Annotated in this window: 24 protein-coding genes; 13 read left to right on the top strand and 11 right to left on the bottom strand. The window is 72.9% G+C overall.

Going from position 1 to position 20818, the window contains the following annotated elements; genetic code table 11:
• Nucleotides 1-31 precede the first annotated feature (31 nt).
• Both ACH4TG_RS00925 and ACH4TG_RS00920 read left to right on the top strand, forming a co-directional pair.
• Entirely contained in the window at nt 32-886 is an 855-nt protein-coding gene (locus ACH4TG_RS00925) for a helix-turn-helix domain-containing protein (protein WP_398239453.1), read from the top strand.
• Nucleotides 883-1089 carry a DUF397 domain-containing protein gene (locus tag ACH4TG_RS00920; protein ID WP_398239452.1) on the top strand — a complete coding sequence of 69 codons (207 nt, stop codon included), beginning with the start codon at nt 883-885 and terminating at the stop codon, nt 1087-1089. Before ACH4TG_RS00925 ends, ACH4TG_RS00920 begins: the two co-directional genes overlap by 4 nt.
• 9 nt (nt 1090-1098) lie before the next feature.
• On the opposite strand, the gene ACH4TG_RS00915 is transcribed toward ACH4TG_RS00920, so the two are convergent.
• Nucleotides 1099-1494, bottom strand: coding sequence for a hypothetical protein (locus tag ACH4TG_RS00915; protein WP_398239450.1), 396 nt, complete (start codon nt 1492-1494; stop codon nt 1099-1101).
• Nucleotides 1495-1695: 201 nt separating this feature from the next.
• On the opposite strand from ACH4TG_RS00915, the gene ACH4TG_RS00910 reads away from it, so the two are divergent.
• From ACH4TG_RS00910 to ACH4TG_RS00895, 4 genes are all read left to right on the top strand, one after another.
• A complete protein-coding gene (locus ACH4TG_RS00910; RefSeq protein WP_398239448.1) occupies nt 1696-1875 on the top strand; it encodes a hypothetical protein in 180 nt (59 codons plus the stop codon).
• A 42-nt stretch (nt 1876-1917) separates the two neighbouring features.
• Complete coding sequence (locus ACH4TG_RS00905; protein ID WP_398239446.1) at nt 1918-2535, top strand: DUF6879 family protein; 618 nt, start codon at nt 1918-1920, stop codon at nt 2533-2535.
• Between the two features lie 469 nt (nt 2536-3004).
• Nucleotides 3005-3619, top strand: coding sequence for a hypothetical protein (locus ACH4TG_RS00900; RefSeq protein WP_398239444.1), 615 nt, complete (start codon nt 3005-3007; stop codon nt 3617-3619).
• Nucleotides 3620-4055: 436 nt separating this feature from the next.
• Nucleotides 4056-4571: a peptidase inhibitor family I36 protein gene (locus tag ACH4TG_RS00895; protein ID WP_398239442.1), complete on the top strand. Its 516-nt coding sequence runs from the start codon at nt 4056-4058 to the stop codon at nt 4569-4571.
• Nucleotides 4572-4760: 189 nt separating this feature from the next.
• Here the strand turns inward: ACH4TG_RS00895 and ACH4TG_RS00890 are convergent, their stop codons facing one another.
• Nucleotides 4761-6179 (bottom strand): MFS transporter, encoded by a 1419-nt coding sequence (locus ACH4TG_RS00890; protein ID WP_398239440.1) that lies wholly within the window; start codon nt 6177-6179, stop codon nt 4761-4763.
• A gap of 130 nt (nt 6180-6309) precedes the next feature.
• On the opposite strand from ACH4TG_RS00890, the gene ACH4TG_RS00885 reads away from it, so the two are divergent.
• Nucleotides 6310-7452: an Lrp/AsnC family transcriptional regulator gene (locus tag ACH4TG_RS00885; RefSeq protein WP_398239438.1), complete on the top strand. Its 1143-nt coding sequence runs from the start codon at nt 6310-6312 to the stop codon at nt 7450-7452.
• An 84-nt stretch (nt 7453-7536) separates the two neighbouring features.
• Here ACH4TG_RS00885 and era read toward each other — a convergent pair whose 3' ends face one another.
• The gene (gene era / locus ACH4TG_RS00880; protein ID WP_398239436.1) at nt 7537-8493 is read right to left on the bottom strand and encodes a GTPase Era; all 957 of its coding nucleotides are present in this window, start codon (nt 8491-8493) and stop codon (nt 7537-7539) included.
• 253 nt (nt 8494-8746) lie between these two features.
• On the opposite strand from era, the gene ACH4TG_RS00875 reads away from it, so the two are divergent.
• Nucleotides 8747-10087 (top strand): ammonium transporter, encoded by a 1341-nt coding sequence (locus tag ACH4TG_RS00875; protein WP_398240435.1) that lies wholly within the window; start codon nt 8747-8749, stop codon nt 10085-10087.
• Nucleotides 10084-10422 (top strand): P-II family nitrogen regulator, encoded by a 339-nt coding sequence (locus ACH4TG_RS00870; protein ID WP_222961863.1) that lies wholly within the window; start codon nt 10084-10086, stop codon nt 10420-10422. Before ACH4TG_RS00875 ends, ACH4TG_RS00870 begins: the two co-directional genes overlap by 4 nt.
• Nucleotides 10423-10489: 67 nt before the next feature.
• On the opposite strand, the gene ACH4TG_RS00865 is transcribed toward ACH4TG_RS00870, so the two are convergent.
• The gene (locus tag ACH4TG_RS00865) at nt 10490-10834 is read right to left on the bottom strand and encodes a cytidine deaminase (protein WP_398239434.1); all 345 of its coding nucleotides are present in this window, start codon (nt 10832-10834) and stop codon (nt 10490-10492) included.
• A 129-nt stretch (nt 10835-10963) separates the two neighbouring features.
• Between ACH4TG_RS00865 and ACH4TG_RS00860 the strand changes: the two genes are divergently transcribed.
• Nucleotides 10964-11158 (top strand): hypothetical protein, encoded by a 195-nt coding sequence (locus ACH4TG_RS00860; protein WP_398239432.1) that lies wholly within the window; start codon nt 10964-10966, stop codon nt 11156-11158.
• A 2-nt stretch (nt 11159-11160) separates the two neighbouring features.
• Here ACH4TG_RS00860 and ACH4TG_RS00855 read toward each other — a convergent pair whose 3' ends face one another.
• The gene (locus tag ACH4TG_RS00855; protein ID WP_398239430.1) at nt 11161-11514 is read right to left on the bottom strand and encodes a YybH family protein; all 354 of its coding nucleotides are present in this window, start codon (nt 11512-11514) and stop codon (nt 11161-11163) included.
• A 134-nt stretch (nt 11515-11648) separates the two neighbouring features.
• On the opposite strand from ACH4TG_RS00855, the gene ACH4TG_RS00850 reads away from it, so the two are divergent.
• Nucleotides 11649-12566, top strand: coding sequence for a LysR substrate-binding domain-containing protein (locus tag ACH4TG_RS00850; protein ID WP_398239428.1), 918 nt, complete (start codon nt 11649-11651; stop codon nt 12564-12566).
• A gap of 215 nt (nt 12567-12781) precedes the next feature.
• Here the strand turns inward: ACH4TG_RS00850 and ACH4TG_RS00845 are convergent, their stop codons facing one another.
• From ACH4TG_RS00845 to ACH4TG_RS00830, 4 genes are all read right to left on the bottom strand, one after another.
• On the bottom strand, nt 12782-14074 hold the full coding sequence (locus ACH4TG_RS00845; protein ID WP_398239426.1) for a hemolysin family protein: 1293 nt from the start codon (nt 14072-14074) through the stop codon (nt 12782-12784).
• A gap of 46 nt (nt 14075-14120) precedes the next feature.
• On the bottom strand, nt 14121-14615 hold the full coding sequence (ybeY, locus tag ACH4TG_RS00840; protein WP_398239424.1) for an rRNA maturation RNase YbeY: 495 nt from the start codon (nt 14613-14615) through the stop codon (nt 14121-14123).
• Between the two features lie 13 nt (nt 14616-14628).
• Nucleotides 14629-15672 carry a PhoH family protein gene (locus ACH4TG_RS00835; protein WP_398239422.1) on the bottom strand — a complete coding sequence of 348 codons (1044 nt, stop codon included), beginning with the start codon at nt 15670-15672 and terminating at the stop codon, nt 14629-14631.
• 104 nt (nt 15673-15776) lie between these two features.
• Nucleotides 15777-16895, bottom strand: coding sequence for a carbohydrate kinase family protein (locus ACH4TG_RS00830; protein WP_398239420.1), 1119 nt, complete (start codon nt 16893-16895; stop codon nt 15777-15779).
• Nucleotides 16896-17128: 233 nt separating this feature from the next.
• Between ACH4TG_RS00830 and ACH4TG_RS00825 the strand changes: the two genes are divergently transcribed.
• Together ACH4TG_RS00825 and ACH4TG_RS00820 are read left to right on the top strand one after the other, a co-directional pair.
• Nucleotides 17129-18445, top strand: coding sequence for a 6-phospho-beta-glucosidase (locus tag ACH4TG_RS00825; RefSeq protein ID WP_398239419.1), 1317 nt, complete (start codon nt 17129-17131; stop codon nt 18443-18445).
• Nucleotides 18446-18600: 155 nt separating this feature from the next.
• A complete protein-coding gene (locus ACH4TG_RS00820; RefSeq protein WP_398239417.1) occupies nt 18601-19380 on the top strand; it encodes an HAD family acid phosphatase in 780 nt (259 codons plus the stop codon).
• Nucleotides 19381-19446: 66 nt separating this feature from the next.
• On the opposite strand, the gene ACH4TG_RS00815 is transcribed toward ACH4TG_RS00820, so the two are convergent.
• Nucleotides 19447-20352 (bottom strand): ribonuclease Z, encoded by a 906-nt coding sequence (locus tag ACH4TG_RS00815; protein WP_398239415.1) that lies wholly within the window; start codon nt 20350-20352, stop codon nt 19447-19449.
• 19 nt (nt 20353-20371) lie between these two features.
• A complete protein-coding gene (locus tag ACH4TG_RS00810) occupies nt 20372-20728 on the bottom strand; it encodes a histidine triad nucleotide-binding protein (protein WP_398239414.1) in 357 nt (118 codons plus the stop codon).
• Nucleotides 20729-20818 lie beyond the last annotated feature (90 nt).

The following is a 20818-nucleotide window of genomic DNA, read 5'->3' as shown; positions in this document are numbered from 1 at the left end:
CACGTGCACGCGATCGGGTGGAGGTGGGTCCATGGCGACCGGAGCAGGGCAAACGGGCGGCAACGCGGAGGAGCGGGACTGGGAGGAGGGCGGCGACGACATCCTCAAGACGGTCGGCCGCCAGATCAAACTCTGGCGCGAACGCGCGGGGTTGACCCAGGCCGAACTCGGCGCTCGGATCGGCTACAGCGAGGAGCAGGTCTCCTCCGTGGAGCGCGGCCGCCGCTCCCCCAAACCCGAGTTCCTCGACGCGGCGGACGAGGCTCTGGGCGCGGGCGGGATGCTCGCCACTTTCAAGGTGGACGTGGAGCGGGCCCGCTACCCCAAGGGTGTGCGGGATCTGACCAGACTGGAGGCGGAGTCCGTCGCCGTAAATGCGTACGGCACGCACAACATCCCTGGCCTGCTCCAGACGCAGGAGTACACGGAGGCGCTCTACCGGATGCGCCGCCCGCTACTGGATGACGAGACGATCGAGCGGTACGTCGCTGCGCGAATGGCCCGCCTGGAGATCTTCAAACGGTGGCCTGCCCCGATCCTCAGCTTCGTCCTGGAGGAGGTGACGCTGACGCGCCCGCTCGGAGGCAGGATCGTGTTGCGCGGCCAACTCCAACGCTTGCTGGAACTCGGCGCCTTGAGGAACGTGGAGATCCAGGTGATGCCGACGAGCCTGGAGGACCACGCGGGAATGGGCGGCGAAATCACGTTGCTTGAACCCAAGCACGGGCCGACAGTGGGCCACGTCGCCGTACAGAGTTACGTGCGCCTGATCTCGGATCGCAACGAGATCAGGACGCTGCAGGCCAGGTATGGCATCATCCGCGCGCAGGCTCTCACACCACGGGAGTCGCTGGCACACATCGAGAAGGTCCTGGGAGAGACATGACGGCCAAGCCCTCCGCCGAACTGCACTGGTTCAAAAGCAGCTACAGCAGCAACGAGGAACCCAACTGCGTCGAGGTCGCGTCCACTCCCGGCACCGTGCACGTCCGGGACTCCAAGGACCCGGACGGCCCGCAGCTCGCCTTCTCGCCCGCGGCCTGGACCGCGTTCCTCGACTACGCGGCGACGGCGGCCGAGCAGATATAGGGGTGCGGCTCAGGGATGGTGCGGCGGCGCGCCGAAGTGCACGCCGCCGCGGATGTCCCGCGCCTGCACGACCGCGTCCTGGGTGCCACCGCTGACGGTGTTGCGGACCTCGCCCGCACCACCACCCACCGCCGCCTGGGCCGCGGCGCACCACATCCCCAACGCCCTTGCGAACACGGCGTCTTCGGCGGCCCGAGCGGCCAGCACGACCGCCAGGCGTTCGGCGCGTGCGGCCTCGTCCGGGGCCTCGGCGAGCGCGGCCACCTCGTCGGCCCCCGGGCCGTCCTCCCCGCGCCGGAACGGCCGCCGCACCAACTCTCGCAGCGCGCGCCACACTTGCTCCCCCGCCGCGGTCCCCGCCCCACCCGCCACCGCGACCAGCAGCGCCGCCGACACCGGCTCCATGCCGCCCCCTCCTCCTGCTCCGGCCCATGCCCGCACCGGCCCGCGCCGATGCCTCGAAGGCTGCCCGCGGAGCAGCAATGGCCGGTTCCGGACGTTCACTGAATGCCACGTTCGGTAGCATGGTGGAATACCGTCCGTGACGTCGATGACCTTGGAGGCGGCCGTGGCCGATGGGTGGGCACCTGATCCTCTGCCGTGTTCGTGCGTCGGTTAGGCAAGTCCGCCGCGGAGCTCGGCAACTCGTCCACCGACGACAAGTGCCCGGACATCTGGCAGTTGAGCAACGGCGACATCGCCGTCATAGGCCGGGACCTCACCGCTGCCTACGCCAAGGGACTCCCAGAAGGTGTGACGTCGGCTTGGACGAGCGACTCGTGGTGATCCCGGGCAACATGCTCCGTGCGGCGAAGGCGGACATCCCCGATGCCTGAACTCCCTCCGGACCTTCTTCCCGGTCAGGGCGAGTGGCTCGACGACGCATACACCGGGGACTTCCGGGCCCGCAACTCCGCGATCCGCAACGGCAACTCGTGGAAGCTCGAACGCCTTCAGCATTTCGAGGAGCCAGGCAATCCGAGTTGGGAGGCCCTGGGCCAAGGCGACTGGGACGAAGCGTTGCGCCTCATGGAAGACCGCGCCGACTCCCTGCGCAAGGCCGCCGAGGACGCGGACCGCCGCGGCTCACGGTTCCACCGTGTCCGCATCGTCGAGGAACCGCTGACCCCTTACCTGCAGTGGGAGTTGCACTCGCTGCACCAGCGGGCCCAGTGCGGCCACCGCATCCGTGTGCTGCCCGCCGAGGCGTTGGCCGTGGCGGAGGTTCGTGGCCCGCTGCCGGAGATCGTCGTCCTGGACGACCGCACGCTGTACCGGGTCGTGTACGACGCCTCCGGCGCCTTCGAGGGCGCCCTCCGCTACTCCGACCCTTCGATCGTCCGCTCCTGGGCCGAGTTCATCGCCGCGGCCTACGAGGCCGCCGAGGACATCCAGTCGTACTTCGACCGTGCGGTCGCCCACCTGCCTCCGCCTCCGGCGGCCTGAGCCGTGGCGAGCGTCGACGGTCCGGCGGGAGGCGACGGCCGCCCGCGGGACTCCCGCAACGACCTTTCGGGCCAGTCCCGTGACGTCGTGCAGGCCGGAAGCGTGCACGGGGACATCCACTTCCACCACGGCTCCCCCACCGCGGCCTCCAGCCCGACTCCCCGGCAACTGCCAGCCGACATAAGCGCGTTCGTCAACCGCACCGACGAACTCGGTCGGCTCGACGCGATCCTCACCGACGAGGACGGCGGGCACCTGTCAGTTTCGGTGCACGTGGTCGCCGGCACGGCGGGCGCGGGAAAGACCTCCCTCGTCCTGCACTGGGCCCACCAGGTCAAGGACCGCTTCCCCGATGGGCAGTTGTTCGTCAACCACCGCGGGTACGACCCGGGGGAACCGGTCAGCGCCCAGCAAGCCGTAGGCGGATTCCTCGGGGCCCTGGGCGTGCCGATGGCGGATGTTCCGCCCAATGCCGGTGACGCGGCGGCCCTGTACCGCTCGCCGCTCGCTGCTCGCCGACCGCCGTGTCCTGATCCTGCTCGACAACGCCGCCACGGCGAGCCAGGTACGGCCGCTGCTCCCCGGGAGCGGGGGCAGCCTCGTCATCGTCACTAGCCGCGACCGCCTGGCCGGCCTTGCCATACGCGACGGGGCCCGTCGGCTGACGCTCGGCACTCTTCCCGAAGCGGAGGCCGTCGCGCTGCTGCGGGCGGTGACCAGCGACTACCGCCCCCAGGACGACGAACAGAAGTACCAGCGCTCGGCGATGCTGCACCGCCGGCTGGGCGATCGGAGCCGGGAAGCACTGACCTGGCGCGGCACCGGCCGCACCTACGCGGCGACGGAGCGGCCCGAGGAGGCCGCCGCCTTCCACCGCCAGGCGGCCGCCGTGCACCGCGAACTGCGTGACACCTGGGAACTGGCCGTGGAACTTCACCAGTTGGCCGAAGCGACGGACGCCGGCGACCCGGCCGCAGCCCGGACCCACCGGACCGAGGCCCTCACCCACCTCACCCCCTTCACCGACCCCCGCGCCCACGCCCTCCGCGCCCTCGTCGAGCAGAGCCTCGCCGGCCACGGCTGAGGGATCCGACGCCGGCCCGTCAGCATGAGGGGCGCCGGCCCCCGGCCAAGGCGCCGCGTCTCTGCGGGAGTCCGGCCGCAGCGGGCGATGAGCCCACGGCTGAGCTGACCCGCGTCGCACAGCGCGCAGCGTCCGGGCACGAAGTGGCGAGCGAGCCGGCACGTTCTGGCGGCTCCCGGTCGGGACCGCGGTTTACCGTCGTCGCACCGTGAGGCCGGCGGCAACCAGCGCGATCCGGGGATCCGATGGGTCGGCCGCATGGCTCGAACCGGTTGTTCAAGGGCGGCCGTCGCCGGAGAAGGCCGGTTCACGCCGGGTCCGGGCGCATCACCGAGGGGGAGAAACGGTGCACGAAACCCGGGCCCGGTGTTCCACATCGGCGCGCACGCGGCCGTGTCCGCGCGCAGGTTCCGTATCACCGCATCCAGGAGGGGTCATGAAGTACGCCATCACCGTTGCCGGCGCCGTCGCGGCGCTGTCGCTCGCCACCGTGCCGGTTTCCCACGCCGCCTCGGCCTCCGCCGATCAGGCCCAGGTCGCGCGCAAGGTCGCGGCGATCCTCGCCCACAACCCGGGCTCCATACAGATCGGCACCGACTCCGTGGAGCTGGAGAAGGGTGTGGTGATGCAGCCTGCCAGCGGGCCGAGCGGGTGCGCGAACGGATGGCTGTGCATGTTCCAGAACAGCAACTTCGGCGGCTACGAGATCAAGTTCTACGCCTGCGGCTCTCAGAACCTGGCCAACTACATCGCGCCGGACGGCAGGAACTGGACCAACCGGGTGTCCTCGATCGACAACAGCCAGACCGGCGGCGTCCAGTCGCGGTTCTACAACAACGGCCACTTGGTGATCGTGCTGAACGCCGGGCACTACCTGCGCGACCTGTCCAAGGACTCGTCCGCGGACGGCGGCAACGCCAACGACAAGATCGACACAGTCCGCGTCTGCTGAAGCCCGGGCGCCCACGCCCTCCGCGCCCTCGTCGAGCAGAGCCTGGCCGGCCACGGCTGAGGGATCCGTGGCCGGCGAGGCAGGGCGTCAGCGGGAGGCCGTCGCGCTGGGGCGGGGGGCGGCCGGCTCGTGGGCCTCGGGCTCGGCGCGGGCGGCGCGGACGGTGAGGAGGACGGCCCGGGCAGGGCGTCAGCGGGAGGCCGTCGCGCTGGGGCGGGGGGCGGCCGGCTCGTGGGCCTCGGGCTCGGCGCGGGCCGGGCGGACGGTGAGGAGGACGGCGAGGCCGCCGATCAGGCCCGCGGCCGCGCTGAGCAGGAAGACCCGGTCGATGCCCGCGGCGTAGCCGGCCCGCAGGGACGGGGCGGACCGCAGCCGGCCGCTGAAGACCGCGCCGAGCAGCGCGATGCCGAGCGTCAGGCCGAGCTGGCGGAAGGTGTTGACGGCCGCGCCGGCCATGCCCGCCCGGGCGGGCGGGACCGCGTCGACGGCCGCGGAGACCAGCACGGGAGTGGCGAGCCCGACGCCCGCCCCGGCCACCGCGAGCCCGGCGAACAGCGCGGACTGCCCGGACCCGGCGTGCACCGACGTCCCCAGCATCAGGCAGCCGGCCGCGATGAGCAGCAGGCCCGCACCGATCGGCACGCGCGGCGCGACCTTGTGCATGTGCCGCCCCGCGGCCGCCGCCACCACGAAGGCGGTACCCGCCAGCGGCATCAGCGCCAGGCCGCTGCGGACCGGGCTGAGCCCGAGGACGTTCTGCAGCCACAGCGAGAGGAAGACCAGGCCGCTGAACGCCGCCAGTTGGTAGAGGAGCGCGCCGGTGAGCAGCCCGGCGAACGCCGGGCGGCGCAGCAGCGCCAGGTCGAGCATCGGGTGCGGCGCCCGCAGCTCCACCGGCACGAACGCCACCGCCGCGGCACCCGCGACGGCGAAGGCGGTCACCGTCAGGCCGTCGCCCCAGCCGTGCTCGCCGCCGCGGATGAGCGCGTACGTCAGCGCGGCGGCGGCCAGGGTGAAGACGACCGCGCCGGGCACGTCGAGCCGGCCGGCGCCGCGCGCGCCGGCGGGCAGCACCCGCAACGTCAGGGCCACCGCGGCGACCGCGATGGGCAGGTTGACGAGGAAGATCGCCTGCCAGCCGAAGCCTTCGGTGAGCAGCCCGCCCATGATCGGTCCCGCCGCCGCCGCGGCGCCGTTGACCGCGCCCCACACGCCGAACGCCACGCCGCGGTCCCGCCCGTGGTACGTGGCGGCCACCAGGGCCGCGGAGGTGGCGAACATCGCGGCGCCGCCCGCTCCCTGCACGCCGCGCGCGGCGATGAGCACCGCGGCGTTCGGCGCGAGGGCGCAGGCCAGCGAGGCGAGCGCGAACAGCGACAGGCCGGCGGTGTAGAGCCGGCGGTGGCCGAACAGGTCGGCGAGCGACCCGGTGACCATCAGGAGGGCCGCCAGCGCCAGGGCGTAGACGTCGATGACCCACTGCAGGGAGGAGAAGGAGGCGTGCAGGTCGTCGGCCATCCGCGGCAGGGCGACGTTCACGATGGTCACGTCGACCAGCAGGATGAAGGCGCCCAGGCAGATCGCCACGAGGGGCAGCCACTTGCGCATGGTGTGGAACTCCGTTTCCCAGTGCTTCGGTCCGGCGGGGTGCCGGTGGCTCCACGATCCGGCCGGACGCACGGAATCCCCAGCCACTGCACCACTCACGGCGGAATCCGACATCGGCTAGCGTGGAGAGATGGAATCCGACACGGAATCCCCCGCCGGCGGGACTCGCCACACCGCCGGTGCCGCAGACACCGCCGGTGCCGCCGACGCGGCCGACCCCGCCGGCTCCGAAGCAGCCGCCGCCGACCCCATCGCCACCGCGTGGGAACCGCTGAGCGACCTCGACGACCTCGACCGCCGGATCGTGCACGCCCTGCAGATCGACGGGCGGGCCGCGTTCAGCCGGATCGCGGAGGTGCTGGGCGTCTCGGACCAGACGGTCGCCCGGCGCTACGGGCGGCTGCGCGGCTCGGGGGTGCTGCGGGTGCTGGGCCTGGTCGATCCGCTGCGGATCGGGGTGACCCCGTGGTTCGTCCGGGTGCGCTGCGCCCCCGACGCCGCGGCCTCGGTGAGCGAGGCGCTGGCCCGCCGCAAGGACACCCGCTGGGTGTCGCTGATCTCCGGCGGCACCGAGATCTTCTGCCTGATCCAGCCCGAGCGGCCGGGCCAGGACGAGCTGCTGCTGCAGAAGCTGCCGCGGACCCCGCGGGTGCTGCAGGTGGCCGCGCACGCCCTGGTGCACGTCTTCTTCGGCCAGGACCTGAGCCCGGTCAGCCGCAACGGGCCGCTCGGCGCGGCGCAGGTGGCCGCGCTGACGCCGCCCGACGCACCGAGGCGGCGCCTGGCGGAGGCCGCCGAGCCGTTCCCGCTGGGCCCGGCGGACCGCCGGCTGATGGAGGCGCTGGCGGAGGACGGCCGCACGCCGGTGGCCGAACTCGCCACCGCCACGGGCTGGTCACCGTCCACGGTGCGCCGCCGGCTGTCCGAACTGCGGGCCGCCGGCGCGCTCTACTACGACCTGGCCTTCGACGGCGACACGCACGCCAAGGCGCTGCGCACCGCGCTGTGGCTGGAGGTCGAGCCGGCCCGGCTCGCCGAGGTCGGCGCGGCGCTGGCCGAGCACGAGGAGGTGGCCTTCGCCTCGGCGACCACCGGCTCCTCGAACGTCTACGCCGCGGTCAACTGCCGCAATCCCGCGGCGCTCTACCGCTACCTGACGGGCCCGGTCGCCCGGCTTCCCGGCATCCGCCGCACCGAGACCGCGCCCATCCACCGCATGCTCAAGGGCCCCGGCCCCCTCTACGACGCCCAGCGCACCCGCTCCCCCTGCTGACCGCGTGACCGCGCGCGGCGCACCGGCGGAAGGCACGGCGGCCGGTCCGGACGGCAGGATGCGGGGCGCTCGGGGGCGGGCCGGTCAGAAGCCGAGGCGCCGCAGCTGCTTGGGGTCGCGCTGCCAGTCCTTGGCCACCTTCACGTGCAGGTCGAGGAAGACCGGCGTGCCCAGCAGCGCCTCGATCTGGTGGCGGGACTTGGTGCCGACCTCCTTCAGGCGGGCGCCCTTGGGGCCGATGATGATGCCCTTCTGGCTGGGCCGCTCGATGTAGAGGTTGGCGTGGACGTCGAGCAGCGGCCGGTCGGCCGGGCGGCCCTCGCGGGGGACCATCTCCTCGACGACGACGGCGATGGAGTGCGGCAGCTCGTCCCGCACGCCCTCCAGGGCGGCCTCGCGGATCAGCTCGGCGACCATGACCTGTTCCGGCTCGTCGGTGAGGTCGCCCTCGGCGTACAGCGTCGGGCCCTCGGGCAGCAGCGGCACCAGCAGGTCGGCCAGCAGCCCCACCTGGTCGCCGGCGACGGCGGAGACCGGCACGATCTCGGCCCACTCGAAGCCGAGGTCGCGGCCGAGCTTGTCGACCGCGATGAGCTGCGCGGCGAGCTGCTGGGCGTCCACCAGGTCGGTCTTGGTGACGATCGCCACCTTGGGGGTCTTCTTGATGCCGGCCAGCTCGCGGGCGATGAACGTGTCGCCGGGGCCGAGCTTCTGGTCGGCGGGCAGGCAGAACCCGATCACGTCGACCTCGGCCCAGGTGGTGCGCACCACGTCGTTGAGCCGCTCGCCCAGCAGGGTGCGGGGCTTGTGCAGGCCGGGGGTGTCGACCAGGACCAGCTGCGCGTCGGGCCGGTGGACGATGCCGCGCACCGTGTGCCGGGTGGTCTGCGGCCGGTTGGAGGTGATCGCCACCTTCTGCCCGACCAGAGCGTTCGTGAGGGTGGACTTGCCGGCGTTGGGCCGGCCGACGAAGCAGGCGAACCCGGACCGGTGGGTCGGGGATCCAGGGGTGGCGGGGGTACGAGCGCTCATGGGGTTCATTCTCCCTGACGCGGGAGGCCGCCGCGGACGCCCCGGCGGCGGGCGGTCGGGCGCGCGCACGCGGCGGCGGCCCGGAAGGCGGCGGGAGGCCGCGGCGAGCAGGTGCGGCGGACCGGCGGTGAACCGCCGGAAACGCCCCGGCAACACGAAACACGGCGGAAACACGCCCGCACACGTGCGGTAACGCGCACGCCCGACGCTCGTCACGCAGGCCCGCCCGCGCCGCCGCCGACCGAAGGGATCCCTCGTGCTGCTGTCCGCCGGCCCGTCCGCCGTCGACGCGGGCGACACCGCGTGGCTGCTCGCCGCCACCGCGCTCGTCCTCCTGATGACCCCCGGCCTGGCGCTGTTCTACGGCGGCATGGTGCGCAGCAAGAGCGTCCTGAACATGCTCATGATGAGCTTCGTGTCGATCGCGCTGGTCACCGTGGTGTGGCTGCTCGCCGGCTACGCGCTGGCCTTCGACCACGACGCGGGCGGTCTGGGCCTGATCGGCAACCTGTCGCACCTGGGGATGCACGGCATCGGACCCGCGGACGCCACCGGGCACGTGCCCACGATGCTGTTCGCCGCGTTCCAGCTCTCGTTCGCGATCATCACCGCCGCGCTGATCAGCGGCGCGGTCGCGGACCGGGCCCGGTTCGGCGCGTGGGTGGTCTTCGTGCTGGTGTGGACGCTGGCCGTATACGTCCCTGTGGCGCACTGGGTGTTCGGCACCGGCGGGTGGATCTCCGCGAAACTGCACGCGCTGGACTTCGCCGGCGGCACCGTCGTCGAGGTCTGCTCGGGCGCCTCCGGCCTGGCGCTGGCGCTGGTGCTCGGCCCGCGGTTGGGCTTCCGCAAGGACGCGATGCGGCCGCACAACCTGCCGCTGGTGCTGCTCGGCGCGGGCCTGCTGTGGTTCGGCTGGTTCGGCTTCAACGCCGGTTCCGCGCTGGGCGCGAACGGGCTGGCCGCCGCCGCGTTCCTCAACACCCAGGCCGCGGGGTGCGCGGGCCTGCTGGGCTGGCTGGCGGTGGAGAAGCGCAGGGACGGGCACGCCACCACGCTGGGCGCCGCCTCCGGCTCGGTCGCCGGCCTGGTGGCGATCACCCCGTCGTGCGGCAGCGTCGACCTGCTGGGCGCGGTCGTCGTCGGCCTGACCGCGGGGGTGCTCTGCTCGTACGCGGTGAGCTGGAAGTTCCGCTGGGGCGTGGACGATTCGCTGGACGTGGTCGGCGTGCACCTCATGGGCGGGATCGTCGGCACGCTGCTGATCGGCCTGCTGGCGACGTCCGCGATGACCGGCGGCCGGGAGGGCCTGCTGTACGGCGGCGGGCTCGGCCAGCTCGGCCGCCAGGCGGTGGCCGTGGCGGCGGTCGGGGTGTACGCGTTCGCGACGACGTACGGCATCGGCAAGGCCATCGACCGGCTGATGGGCTTCCGGGCGAGCGAGGACGAGGAGCGGACCGGACTCGACCTCACCGTACACGCGGAGACCGCCTACGATCACGGCGTACTCACGCACGGCACGTCCCACGGTCTGCTGCACCCCGCGTCCGCGGCCGGCGTGCCCCGCACCCCGTTCGCCCAGGACAGGAGCCCCCAGGGATGAAGCTGGTCACCGCCGTCATCAAGCCCTACAAGCTGGACGACGTGAAGACGGCGCTGCAGGAGATGGGCGTGCAGGGCCTGACTGTCACCGAGGCGAGCGGGTACGGCAGGCAGCGCGGGCACACCGAGGTCTACCGGGGCGCGGAGTACCGGGTGGACCTGGTGCCCAAGGCGCGGATCGAGGTGCTGGTCGAGGACGCCGAGGCGGACGCGGTGATCGACGCGGTGGTGGCCGCGGCCAGGACCGGGAAGATCGGCGACGGCAAGGTGTGGGCGGTGCCGGTGGACACCGCCGTCCGCGTGCGGACCGGGGAGCGCGGCCCCGACGCCGTCTGAGCCCCGGCCGCCCGGTGAGGGTGGCCCGGGATGCGGGCGCGGACGGCGCCCGGGTGGTGACGGTGGCTCAGCCCGCGGTGACGGTGGTGACGACCGTGCCGTCCGGGGCGGCGAGGATGAGCGGGGTCGCCGGGCCGCCGAGGTCGCGCACGGCCGCGCGGTCCGCCTCGGCCGGGGTCTCGGCTCCGGTGACGACCGCGGCCGCCTCCAGCGAGCGCGCACCGCTGGCCACGGCCATGGCGACGGCGGTCTGCAGTGCGGTGAGCCGCAGCGACTCCAGGGCCACGGTCCCGGCGACGTAGGTCCGGCCGGTCTCGTCGCGCACGGCCGCGCCCTCCGGCACGCCGTTGCGGGCGCGGGCGGACCTGGCCAGCGTGATGAGCTTGCGGTCTTCGGGGTTCTCGTCGCTCATAGGCGCGATCATACGGCCCGGCGCGGGCCCCCCTTCCTCACCGTTGTCACACCGTGTGACCGGAGATGCGCGCAGCGCCAACCCACCCTAGCCTGAGGTGAGCAGTGTCCCGGTTTGAGGTGATGTGTCATGCTGCTGCATATGCCCCTGGTGATCGCGCTCGCCCTGATCACCTTCTTCCTGAGCCGCAAGGGCGCTCTCAAGGTCAGCCATGCGGTGGCCTGCGGAGCTTTCGGCTTCTACCTGTCGGACACCAGCCTGTCCGGGTCGATCCACGCGGCGAGCGCCAACCTCCTCGGCATGCTCGGCCAGTTCTCCATCTGAGGTCACGACTCGGGCCGGTCGAGCACCCGCCGCCAGCTGCCGTCCGGCTGGCGGCGGCAGACCTGCACCCGGCCGCCGGTGCCGTCCTGCGGCTTGGTCGACGTCAGGGCCAGGTCCCCGCTGATGAGCGTGGGCAGCGGCTCCTCGACCGGGAACACCGGCTTGACGGCCAGCAGTCCGGCATACAGCTCGCGCAGCGCGGCGGTGCCCTGCGAGGGCCGGTCGACCGGGTAGGCCACCACCGCGTCCGGCTCGAACAGCTCCAGGATCCCTTCCAGATCACCGGAGTTGACCCGTGCCACGAACAGCCGGGCGATGTCCTCGGGGTGCGTGGCCCGTTCGCGGTTCTCCGTCATGGCGGCCTCCTGGTGCGACTTCTGCGCCTGTGCGCCTGTGCCCTTGCGCGCTTCCTTGCTTCCGCCTTCCATCGTCGTGCCGCGCCCTCCATAAGTCCAAGATCTGGATCTTCTGCGTACTAGCATGAATGCTTATGGAACTGCGCCAGCTGGAGTACCTGGTGGCGGTGGCCGACGAGGGCGGGTTCACCCGCGCCGCGACCGCCCTGCACGTCGCCCAGCCGGGCGTCAGCGCGCAGATCAGACAGCTCGAACGGGAGCTGGGGCAGCCGCTGTTCGACCGTTCGGGGCGCACCGTGCGGCTCACCGAGGCGGGCGAGGCGGTGCTGCCGTACGCGCGGGCCGCGCTGGAGGCGGTGGCCGGCGCCCGGCTGGCGGTGCAGGAGCTGACCGGGCTGCTGCGCGGGCGGGTGGCGATCGGCACCGTCACCTCGCTGGGCACCGACATGAACCTGCCCGGGCTGCTCGCCGGATTCCACGACCGGCACCCCGGCGTCGAGATCACCCTCGGCGAGGACACCTCGGACCGGCTGCTGAACGGCGTCCAGGACGGGCGCTACGACCTGGCGTTCGCCGGGCTCGCCGGCCGGGCACCCGACGGCATCGGCACGCAGACGGTGATCGACGCCGCGCTGGTCGCCGCGGTGGCCCACGGGGACGAACTGGCCGGGCGGGCGTCGGTGCGGCTGCGGACGCTGGAGGGGCGGCCGCTGATCGTGCTGCCGCCGGGGACGGGCATCCGCACCGCGGTCGACGCGGGGTGCGCCGCCGCGGGGTTCCGGCCGCGCGTCGCCTTCGAGGCCGGCAACCCCGAGGTGCTGGCCCTGCTGGCCGAGCAGGGCCTCGGCGTCGCCCTGCTGCCGGCGGCGCTGGCCGCCTCCCGGCCGGGCCTGCACGCGCTCACCGTGACCCGGCCCGCGCTCCGCTCCCGCCTCGTCCTGGCATGGCGCGTCGGGGCGGCCTCGCCGGCCGCCCGCGCCTTCACCCGGCACGCCCGCGCCTTCCTCGCCGGCGACGGCGTCACCCGGTCGGAGGCGCGTGACCGCCCCTGACACGGGTATGACGGGGGAAGACGCTCGGCCCCCGAGAGGAGTTGCCCCCGTGCGCAGCGATTCCGTGCAGCTCGCTCTGACCGGTGACGCCCAGCAGGACGTCATCTGGTACTCGATCATCGCGGTGATCTTCGTGATCGGCGTGATCTTCGCGATCCGCAGCAACTAGCTCAGACGCTCGGGGCCCGGCACCCGGACGGGCCCCGCCGCGGCGGTCAGGCCGGCGCGGGCTCCGGCACCGGCTCGACGAGGACGGTGCCGATCCGGTTGCGCCGCCCTGCCTGCGTCTCCGCGGTGAGGCGCAGCGCCGAGACGCCGCGCTCCCCCGACGCGCCCTCCGGGAGCGGGACGACCGCGGTCGCCCCGGGGATCGGCACCCGCCCCAGCGACTTCGCCAGCAGCCCGCCGACCGTCTCCACGTCGTCGTCGTCCAGCAGCACCCCGTACAGCTCGCCGAGGTCCCCGATGTCCAGCCGCGCGGTGACGCGGTAGCGCCCGCCGCCCAACTCCTCCACCGGCGGCGTCTCCCGGTCGTACTCGTCGGTGATCTCGCCGACGATCTCCTCCAGGATGTCCTCGATGGTGACGATGCCCGCGGTGCCGCCGTACTCGTCGATCACCACGGCCACGTGGTTGCGCTCCTGCTGCATCTCGCGCAGCAGGTCACCGGCGTTCTTGGTGTCCGGCACGAAGGAGGCCGGGCGCATCACCGACGTCACCGCGTCCGACTCCGCGTCGCGGTTGATGTGCACCCGGCGGGCCAGGTCCTTGAGGTAGACGAAGCCGACGACGTCGTCCTCGCTCTCCCCGGTGACCGGGATCCGCGAGAAGCCGCTGCGCAGCGCCAGCGTCATCGCCTGACGCACCGTCTTGAACCGCTCGATCATGACCAGTTCGGTGCGCGGCACCATCACCTCGCGCACGATGGTGTCGCCCAGTTCGAAGACCGAGTGCACCATCCGGCGCTCCTCGTCCTCGATCAGCGACTCGGACTCGGCGAGGTCCACCAGGGCGCGCAGTTCGGCCTCGCTCGCGAACGGGCCGCGTTTGAAGCCCTTGCCCGGCGTGAGTGCGTTGCCGAGCAGGATCAGCAGCCCCGGCACCGGGCCCATCACCCGGGCCAGCGGCAGCAGCACGTACGAGGCGGCGGTCGCGGTGTTCAGCGGGTGCTGGCGGCCGATGGTGCGCGGGGAGACGCCCACGGCCACGTACGACACCAGCACCATCACGCCGATGGCCACCGCCAGCACCTGCCAGGTCTGCTGGAAGTGCCGGTCGCACACGACGGTGATGAGCACGGCGGCCGCGGTCTCGCAGGCGACCCTGACCAGCAGCGCCACGTTGAGGTACCGGGTCGGGTCGGAGGCGACCGCGAGCAGGTTCGCGGCGCCGCGGCGGCCGGAGCGCACCGCGTCCTCGGCGCGGAACCGCGAGATGCGGGCGATGCCGGCCTCGGCGCATGCGGCCAGCCACGCGACGATCACCAGCAGGACGGCAGAGACGATCATGAGTGCTGCTTCTTCCCGGTCTTCCCTGCCTCGCCGATCCCGCCGCTCAGTGGGTGGTGGGCGCCGGCGAGGGGCCCTGCAGGCCGCGCTCGGCCCGCCAGTCGTCCAGGATCGCCTTCTGCAGGCCGAACATCTCGGCCTTCTCGTCCGGCTCCTCGTGGTCGTAGCCGAGCAGGTGGAGGACGCCGTGGACGGTGAGCAGCTGGAGCTCCTCGTCCATGGAGTGCTTGGTCGGCGCCTCCTCGCCCTGCTTCCTGGCCACCTCGGGGCACAGCACGATGTCGCCGAGCAGGCCCTGCGGGGACTCCTCGTCCTCCTTGCCGGGCCGCAGCTCGTCCATCGGGAAGGACATCACGTCCGTGGGTCCCGGCAGGTCCATCCACTGCAGGTGCAGCTGCTCCATCGCCGCGGAGTCCACCACGATCACCGAGAGTTCGGAGAGCGGGTGGATCCGCATGCGGTGCAGGGCGTAGCGGGCGGCATCGAGCACCGCCTGCTCGTCGATATCCCAGCCGGACTCGTTGTTGACGTCGATCGCCATGGTTGTTGGTCGGTTACTTTCCGTGCGGTCTCTGCGCGGCGCCGTTGGCGTTGTCGAACCGCTCGTAGGCGTCCACGATGCGTCCGACCAGCTTATGGCGTACGACGTCGGTGCTGGTGAGCCGCGAGAAGTGGACGTCGTCCACGCCGTCGAGGATGTCCTGCACCTGCCGCAGCCCGCTCTTGGTGCCGCCCGGCAGGTCGACCTGCGTGATGTCGCCGGTGACGACGATCTTGGAGTCGAAGCCGAGCCGCGTGAGGAACATCTTCATCTGCTCGGCGCTGGTGTTCTGCGCCTCGTCGAGGATGATGAACGCGTCATTGAGCGTCCGTCCGCGCATGTAGGCCAGCGGGGCCACCTCGATGGTGCCGGCGGCCATCAGGCGCGGGATGGAGTCGGGGTCGATCATGTCGTGCAGGGCGTCGTACAGCGGCCGCAGGTACGGGTCGATCTTCTCGTACAGGGTGCCGGGCAGGAAGCCGAGCCGCTCGCCGGCCTCGACCGCGGGGCGGGTCAGGATGATCCGGTTGACCTGCTTGGACTGCAGCGCCTGGACCGCCTTGGCCATCGCCAGATAGGTCTTGCCGGTACCGGCCGGGCCGATGCCGAAGACGATCGTGTGCTTGTCGATCGCGTCGACGTACCGCTTCTGGTTGAGCGTCTTGGGGCGGATGGTGCGGCCGCGGTTGGACAGGATGTTCTGCGTCAGCACCTGGGCCGGGGTCTCGGTGCCCTCCGCGGCGGCGGTGCCGTTGGCCCGCAGCATCGCGATGGAGCGCTCCACCGCGTCCTCGGTCATCGGCTGCCCGGTCCGCAGGACCAGCATCATCTCGTCGAAGAGCCGCTGGACCAGGGCCACCTCGGAGGCCTCGCCGACGGCGCTGATCTCGTTGCCCCGCACGTGGATGTCGACGGCCGGGAACGCCTTCTCGATCACGCGCAGAAGGGCGTCTCCGGATCCCAGGACGGTCACCATGGGGTGCTTGGCCGGTACGACGAAGTGGGCACGCGCCTGCTCCGGCGGCTGCGGCTGGTGCTTTGTCGGTGTCTGAGTCATGGGCCGGCGCTAGGGCCTGCTCATCCCGCCTTCTGCTGGTCGAGTGTTCCCAGGATCTCCTGAGGTTCCCAGCGTACGACGTGAGGCGTCCGCCGCCGAGGGGTTTAGCCGGCGGACGCCGGGCGGAAGCCGATGGTCGGCACGGCCCGGCGCAGCGGCCCGCGGCGCAGCGCGGCGGGCAGCAGCGCGTCCAGGAAGGCGTACCGGCGCAGCGCCTCGGCGTCCGCCCGGGGCTGCCCGGCGAGCGCCTTGACCTGCTCCCACCAGCCGGCGATCTCGGTCCAGCCGGGCGCGGACAGCGAGCCGCCGAACTCCTGCACCGACAGCGCCGCGGACAGCGAGGCGAAGGCCAGCCGGTCGGCGAGCGGCCAGCCGGCGAGGGTGCCGGTGACGAAGCCGGCCACGAACACGTCGCCGGCGCCGGTCGGGTCCAGCGCCTCGACCAGCAGCGCGGGCACCTCCGCGGTCTCGCCGGTCGCGGAGTCCACCGCGCAGGCGCCCTCGGCGCCGAGCGTGACGACCGCGAGCGGGACCAGGTCGGCGAGCCGGCGGGCGGCCTCGCGCGGGCTGGAGGTGCGGGTGTAGCGCATGGCCTCCTCGGCGTTCGGCAGGAAGGCGGCGCAGTGCCGCAGGCCCGCCAGGTCGGCGCGGTCCCAGCGGCCGGTGTCGTCCCAGCCGACGTCGGCGAAGACCTTGGTGCCGGTGGCGGCGGCGCGGGCGATCCACGCCTCGTCGCTCTCGCCGGCCTCGCCGCGGTGGCCGAGGGAGGCGACGGCGGCGCGGGCGGGCACCGGGCAGGCGGGGACGGCGTCCTCGGGCGGCGGCGCCCGGTGGCCGTGGCTGACCATGGTGCGCTCGCCCTCGTAGGCCATCGAGACGGTCACCGGGGAGTGCCAGCCGGGGATCCGCCGGGAGGGGCCGAGGTCGATGCCCTCGCCGCTCTCCAGGCTGTCCCAGCAGTAGTCGCCGTACACGTCGTCCCCGAAGGCCGCGGCGAGGGTGGTGTGTAGGCCGAGGCGGGCCAGCGCGGTGGCCATGTTGGCGATGCCGCCGGGGCTGGAGCCCATGCCGCGGGCCCAGGACTCGGTGCCCCGCACGGGCGCGCTGTCCAGGCCGGTGAAGATGATGTCGAGGAAGACGGTGCCGGTCAGGTAGACGTCGGCCACCGGGTCCCCGGGGGCGCGCAGCGCCCCCAGCGGGTCGAGAACGGGCTGGTCGTCCATGGTTCACACTGTGCCTGACGGCGCCGACAGTGCCCAGGAACCTCGGGCTCCGGATCGGCCGCGGACCGCGAACGGGCCGGGAACGGGCGGGGAAGGGATCCCGAACGGACGGGGTGCGGACGGCGAGCGGGCCCGGAATTGTGGCGGAACGGCCGGTGAACGGGCGGGGAAGAGGTCCGGACGGCCGGGAACGGCTCCGGAACGGACGGCGAACGGATCGGGAACGGAGTGCGATGAGGCTCACGGTTCTGGGTGGCGGCGGCTTCCGCGTGCCGCTGGTCTACCGGGCACTGGCCGGCGATCCGACGGTCGACGAGGTGGTGCTGTACGACACCGACGAGCGGCGGCTGCGGGTGGTGGCCTCGGTGCTGGCGTCGATGCCGCTGCCGGGCGGCCGCGGGCCCGCGGTCCGGGTGGCGGCCGGCCTGGACGAGGCGCTGCGCGGCGCGGACTTCGTGTTCTCGGCGATCCGGGTGGGCGGCACGGCCGGCCGGGTGCGCGACGAACGGGTGCCGCTGGCCGAGGGGGTGCTCGGGCAGGAGACGGTCGGCGCGGGCGGGGTGCTGTACGGGCTGCGGACGCTGCCGGTGGCGGTGCGGATCGCCGAGCGGGTGCGGGCGGTCGCGCCGTCGGCGTGGGTGGTCAACTTCACCAATCCGGCAGGCATGGTGACGGAGGCGATGGCGCGGGTGCTGGGCCCGCGGGTGATCGGGATCTGCGACTCGCCGGTGGGCCTGGTGCGGCGGGCCGCGCGGGCGGCGGGTGCGGACCCGGACGCGCCGGGCTTCTCGTTCGACTACGTGGGACTGAACCATCTGGGCTGGCTGCGGGGGATGTTCGCGGCTCCGGACGGTCCGAACCTGCTGCCGGGGCTGCTGGCCGACCCGGTGGCCCTGAGCGGGTTCGAGGAGGGGCGGCTGTTCGGGCCGCGGTGGCTGGCCGCGCTGGGCTCGCTGCCCAACGAGTACCTGCACTACTACTACTTCGCGCGCGAGGCGCTGGACGCGGTGCGCTCGGCGCAGGCGACCCGCGGGGAGTTCCTGGCGGACCGGCAGGAGGTGTTCTACGCCGGGGCCGACGACGCGCCGGCCGCCGCGTACACGCTGTGGGAGGCGACCCGCCGGGAGCGCGAGGAGACGTACATGGCGGAGAACCGCGCGGCGACCGGCGGTTGGGAGCGGGACCCGCACGACCTGGACGGCGGCGGGTACGACCGGGTGGCGCTGGCGCTGATGCGGGCGATCGCCCGGGACGAGCGGACGACGCTGGTGCTCAACGTGCCGGGCGGCGGCGCGGTGCCGTTCCTCGATCCCGAGGCGGTCGTCGAAGTGCCGTGCCAGGTCGGTGCGTTCGGGGCCCGGCCGGTGCCGGTCGCGCCGCCCGACGCGCACCAGGCGGGACTGATGCTGGCACTGAAGGCGGTGGAGCGCGCGGCGATCGAGGCGGCCGCGACGGGTTCGCGGGCCGCCGCGCTGCGGGCACTCGCCCTGCATCCGCTGGTGGACTCCGCGGCCGCGGCGGACCGGATCCTGACGGCGTCCGGTTGGTGAACACGTCCTGAACTGCGGGTTAACCCGTAAGGAAAAAGGATGGTAAAGAACTGACGGTGCGTCAGTCCTGCCCAACGCGCGTAGACACCCCTTGACCTGCCGAGATCGAGGGGTCTAAGTTGCGCCGCACCAACGAGCATCAAAGGAGCACCACCATGCCCCGTGCACGCCTGTCCGCCCGCCGCTCCCTGGCGCTGACCACCGCCGCGGTCGCGCTGGGCGCCACCTTCTACGGCGTGGGTGCGGCCTCCGCGGAGAACTCGGCGCCGCGCAGCGACAAGGAGATCCCCAACCTCACCAACGTGGTCTCGGACATCAAGGCCTACTACGGCGACACGGTCGACGCCTCGGGCGAGCACTTCGCCTCGTCCACCAGCAACTACGCCCAGCAGGTCGCCGACATCGAGTCCAAGGCCAAGTCCTACCTCGAGCACGCGGACAAGCACGTCGCGAAGCCGGCCATCGTCCTGGACGTCGACGACACGTCCCTGCTGACCTACAACTACGAGCTGGAGGTGGGCTTCAACTACTCCTCGGCCAGCAACCAGGCGTACCTGGACAACAAGAACATGGCGCCGGTCTTCGGCATGGACGCCCTCACCAACTGGGCCGCGGACCAGGGCTACACGGTGTTCTGGATCACCGGCCGCCCCGAGGCCCAGCGGGCCGACACCGTCCGCAACCTGACCGCGGTCGGCTACAAGGCGCCCGCCGACACCGCCCACCTGTACCTGAAGAACGCCGCCAACCCGCCCGCCTACCTGCCGTGCGGCTCGACCTGCACGACGATCGACTACAAGTCGGGCACCCGGGCGCACATCGAGTCGCTGGGCTACACGATCGTCGCCAACTTCGGCGACCAGTACAGCGACCTGTCCGGCGGCCACGCGGAGAAGTCCTACAAGCTGCCGAACCCGATGTACTACCTGCCGTAGTACGGGGCGCGTCCCGTCCCCGGGCGCCGCGGCGGCCTTCGCCGCCCGGGCGGTCGGGGACGGACGTCAGCGGCGCTTGGGGAACGGGACCCGCATGAGGTCCTCGGCGACGGTGAGCTGCCCCTCGAAGCCGGCCGCGCGGGCCTCGGCGGCGAACAGCGACGCGTCGGTGTAGCGCTGCGAGAAGTGGGTGAGCACCAGGTGCCGCACCCCCGCCGCGCGGGCCACCGCACCCGCCTGGCGCGCCGTCAGATGACCGTGCTCGACGGCCAGATGGGCGTCCTCGTCGAGGAAGGTGGACTCCACCACCAGCAGGTCGCAGTCCGCGGCGAGCGCGTGCACCGCGTCGCACAGCCGGGTGTCCATCACGAACGCGAACCGCTGGCCGCGGCGCGGCGCGCTGACCTCCTCAAGCGTCACCCCGCGCAGCGAGCCCTGGCGCTGGAGCAGCCCGACGTCGGGCCCGGCGATGCCGCGCGCGGCGAGCTCCTCGGGCAGCAGGCGGCGGCTGTCGGGTTCGGTCAGCCGGTAGCCGTAGGACTCGACGGGGTGCGACAGGCGGGCCGCGGACAGCGTGAAGGCGGGCGTCACCGCCAGCCGGCCGTCGTCGGAGACCGGCTCCTGCCGCAGCTCCGCGGTCTCGTGGTAGGCGGTCGCGCGGCGCAGCCGCTCGAAGTACCGCTGCCCGCTGGCCGGGTAGTGCACGACGACCGGGTGCGGCACCCGGTCGAGGTTGATCCGCTGGATGACGCCGGCCAGTCCCAGCGAGTGGTCGCCGTGGAAGTGCGTCACGCAGATCCGGGTCAGGTCGTGCGCCGACACCCCGGCGTGCAGCATCTGCCGCTGGCTGCCCTCGCCCGGGTCGAAGAGGATGCCCTCGCCGTCCCAGCGCAGCACGTAGCCATTCTGGTTGCGCTGACGGGTGGGGACCTGGCTGGCGGTGCCGAGGACGACGAGTTCGCGCGCGCTCACGGTGGCCGGCGCCGCCCGGTCAGACCAGCCGCTGGAGGTCGCGGCCGCCCAGCACGTGGGCGTGCGCGTGGAAGACCGTCTGGCCCGCGCCCGGGCCGGTGTTGAAGACGATCCGGTAGCCGGTGCCGTCCACCTTCTCCTGCGCGGCGACCTCGCCGGCCTCGCGCAGCACGTCCGCGGTCACCTCGGGGTCGGCGGCGGCCAGCGTGGCCGCGTCCTTGTAGTGCACGCGCGGGATGACCAGGACGTGGGTGGGGGCCTGCGGGTTGATGTCGCGGAAGGCGACCGTGGTCGCGGTCTCCCGGACGACCGTGGCGGGGATCTCGCCCTTCACGATCTTGCAGAACAGGCAGTCGTCCTGCGGTTCTCCCGCCATGTCGGCTTCCCCTCGGGTTCTGGCGTACGGGTGCGGCGCCGATGCTACCGGTTCCGGGGCGCGGGAAGGCCGACCGGAGGCGCGGGTGAT

The sequence above is a fragment of the Streptomyces sp. NPDC020917 genome, assembly GCF_044333795.1.
Lineage (GTDB): Bacteria > Actinomycetota > Actinomycetes > Streptomycetales > Streptomycetaceae > Actinacidiphila.
This window is presented reverse-complemented; position numbering and strand designations above follow the sequence as displayed.

Coding starts and splice junctions, on each gene's coding strand:
- ACH4TG_RS00925 (WP_398239453.1), top strand. CDS start 32: ATGGCGACCGGAGCAGGGCAAACGGGCGGCAACGCGGAGGAGCGGGAC.
- ACH4TG_RS00920 (WP_398239452.1), top strand. CDS start 883: ATGACGGCCAAGCCCTCCGCCGAACTGCACTGGTTCAAAAGCAGCTAC.
- ACH4TG_RS00915 (WP_398239450.1), bottom strand. CDS start 1,494: ATGGAGCCGGTGTCGGCGGCGCTGCTGGTCGCGGTGGCGGGTGGGGCG.
- ACH4TG_RS00905 (WP_398239446.1), top strand. CDS start 1,918: ATGCCTGAACTCCCTCCGGACCTTCTTCCCGGTCAGGGCGAGTGGCTC.
- ACH4TG_RS00900 (WP_398239444.1), top strand. CDS start 3,005: ATGCCGGTGACGCGGCGGCCCTGTACCGCTCGCCGCTCGCTGCTCGCC.
- ACH4TG_RS00895 (WP_398239442.1), top strand. CDS start 4,056: ATGAAGTACGCCATCACCGTTGCCGGCGCCGTCGCGGCGCTGTCGCTC.
- ACH4TG_RS00890 (WP_398239440.1), bottom strand. CDS start 6,179: ATGCGCAAGTGGCTGCCCCTCGTGGCGATCTGCCTGGGCGCCTTCATC.
- ACH4TG_RS00885 (WP_398239438.1), top strand. CDS start 6,310: ATGGAATCCGACACGGAATCCCCCGCCGGCGGGACTCGCCACACCGCC.
- era (WP_398239436.1), bottom strand. CDS start 8,493: ATGAACCCCATGAGCGCTCGTACCCCCGCCACCCCTGGATCCCCGACC.
- ACH4TG_RS00870 (WP_222961863.1), top strand. CDS start 10,084: ATGAAGCTGGTCACCGCCGTCATCAAGCCCTACAAGCTGGACGACGTG.
- ACH4TG_RS00865 (WP_398239434.1), bottom strand. CDS start 10,834: ATGAGCGACGAGAACCCCGAAGACCGCAAGCTCATCACGCTGGCCAGG.
- ACH4TG_RS00860 (WP_398239432.1), top strand. CDS start 10,964: ATGCTGCTGCATATGCCCCTGGTGATCGCGCTCGCCCTGATCACCTTC.
- ACH4TG_RS00855 (WP_398239430.1), bottom strand. CDS start 11,514: ATGACGGAGAACCGCGAACGGGCCACGCACCCCGAGGACATCGCCCGG.
- ACH4TG_RS00850 (WP_398239428.1), top strand. CDS start 11,649: ATGGAACTGCGCCAGCTGGAGTACCTGGTGGCGGTGGCCGACGAGGGC.
- ACH4TG_RS00845 (WP_398239426.1), bottom strand. CDS start 14,074: ATGATCGTCTCTGCCGTCCTGCTGGTGATCGTCGCGTGGCTGGCCGCA.
- ybeY (WP_398239424.1), bottom strand. CDS start 14,615: ATGGCGATCGACGTCAACAACGAGTCCGGCTGGGATATCGACGAGCAG.
- ACH4TG_RS00835 (WP_398239422.1), bottom strand. CDS start 15,672: ATGACTCAGACACCGACAAAGCACCAGCCGCAGCCGCCGGAGCAGGCG.
- ACH4TG_RS00830 (WP_398239420.1), bottom strand. CDS start 16,895: ATGGACGACCAGCCCGTTCTCGACCCGCTGGGGGCGCTGCGCGCCCCC.
- ACH4TG_RS00825 (WP_398239419.1), top strand. CDS start 17,129: ATGAGGCTCACGGTTCTGGGTGGCGGCGGCTTCCGCGTGCCGCTGGTC.
- ACH4TG_RS00820 (WP_398239417.1), top strand. CDS start 18,601: ATGCCCCGTGCACGCCTGTCCGCCCGCCGCTCCCTGGCGCTGACCACC.
- ACH4TG_RS00810 (WP_398239414.1), bottom strand. CDS start 20,728: ATGGCGGGAGAACCGCAGGACGACTGCCTGTTCTGCAAGATCGTGAAG.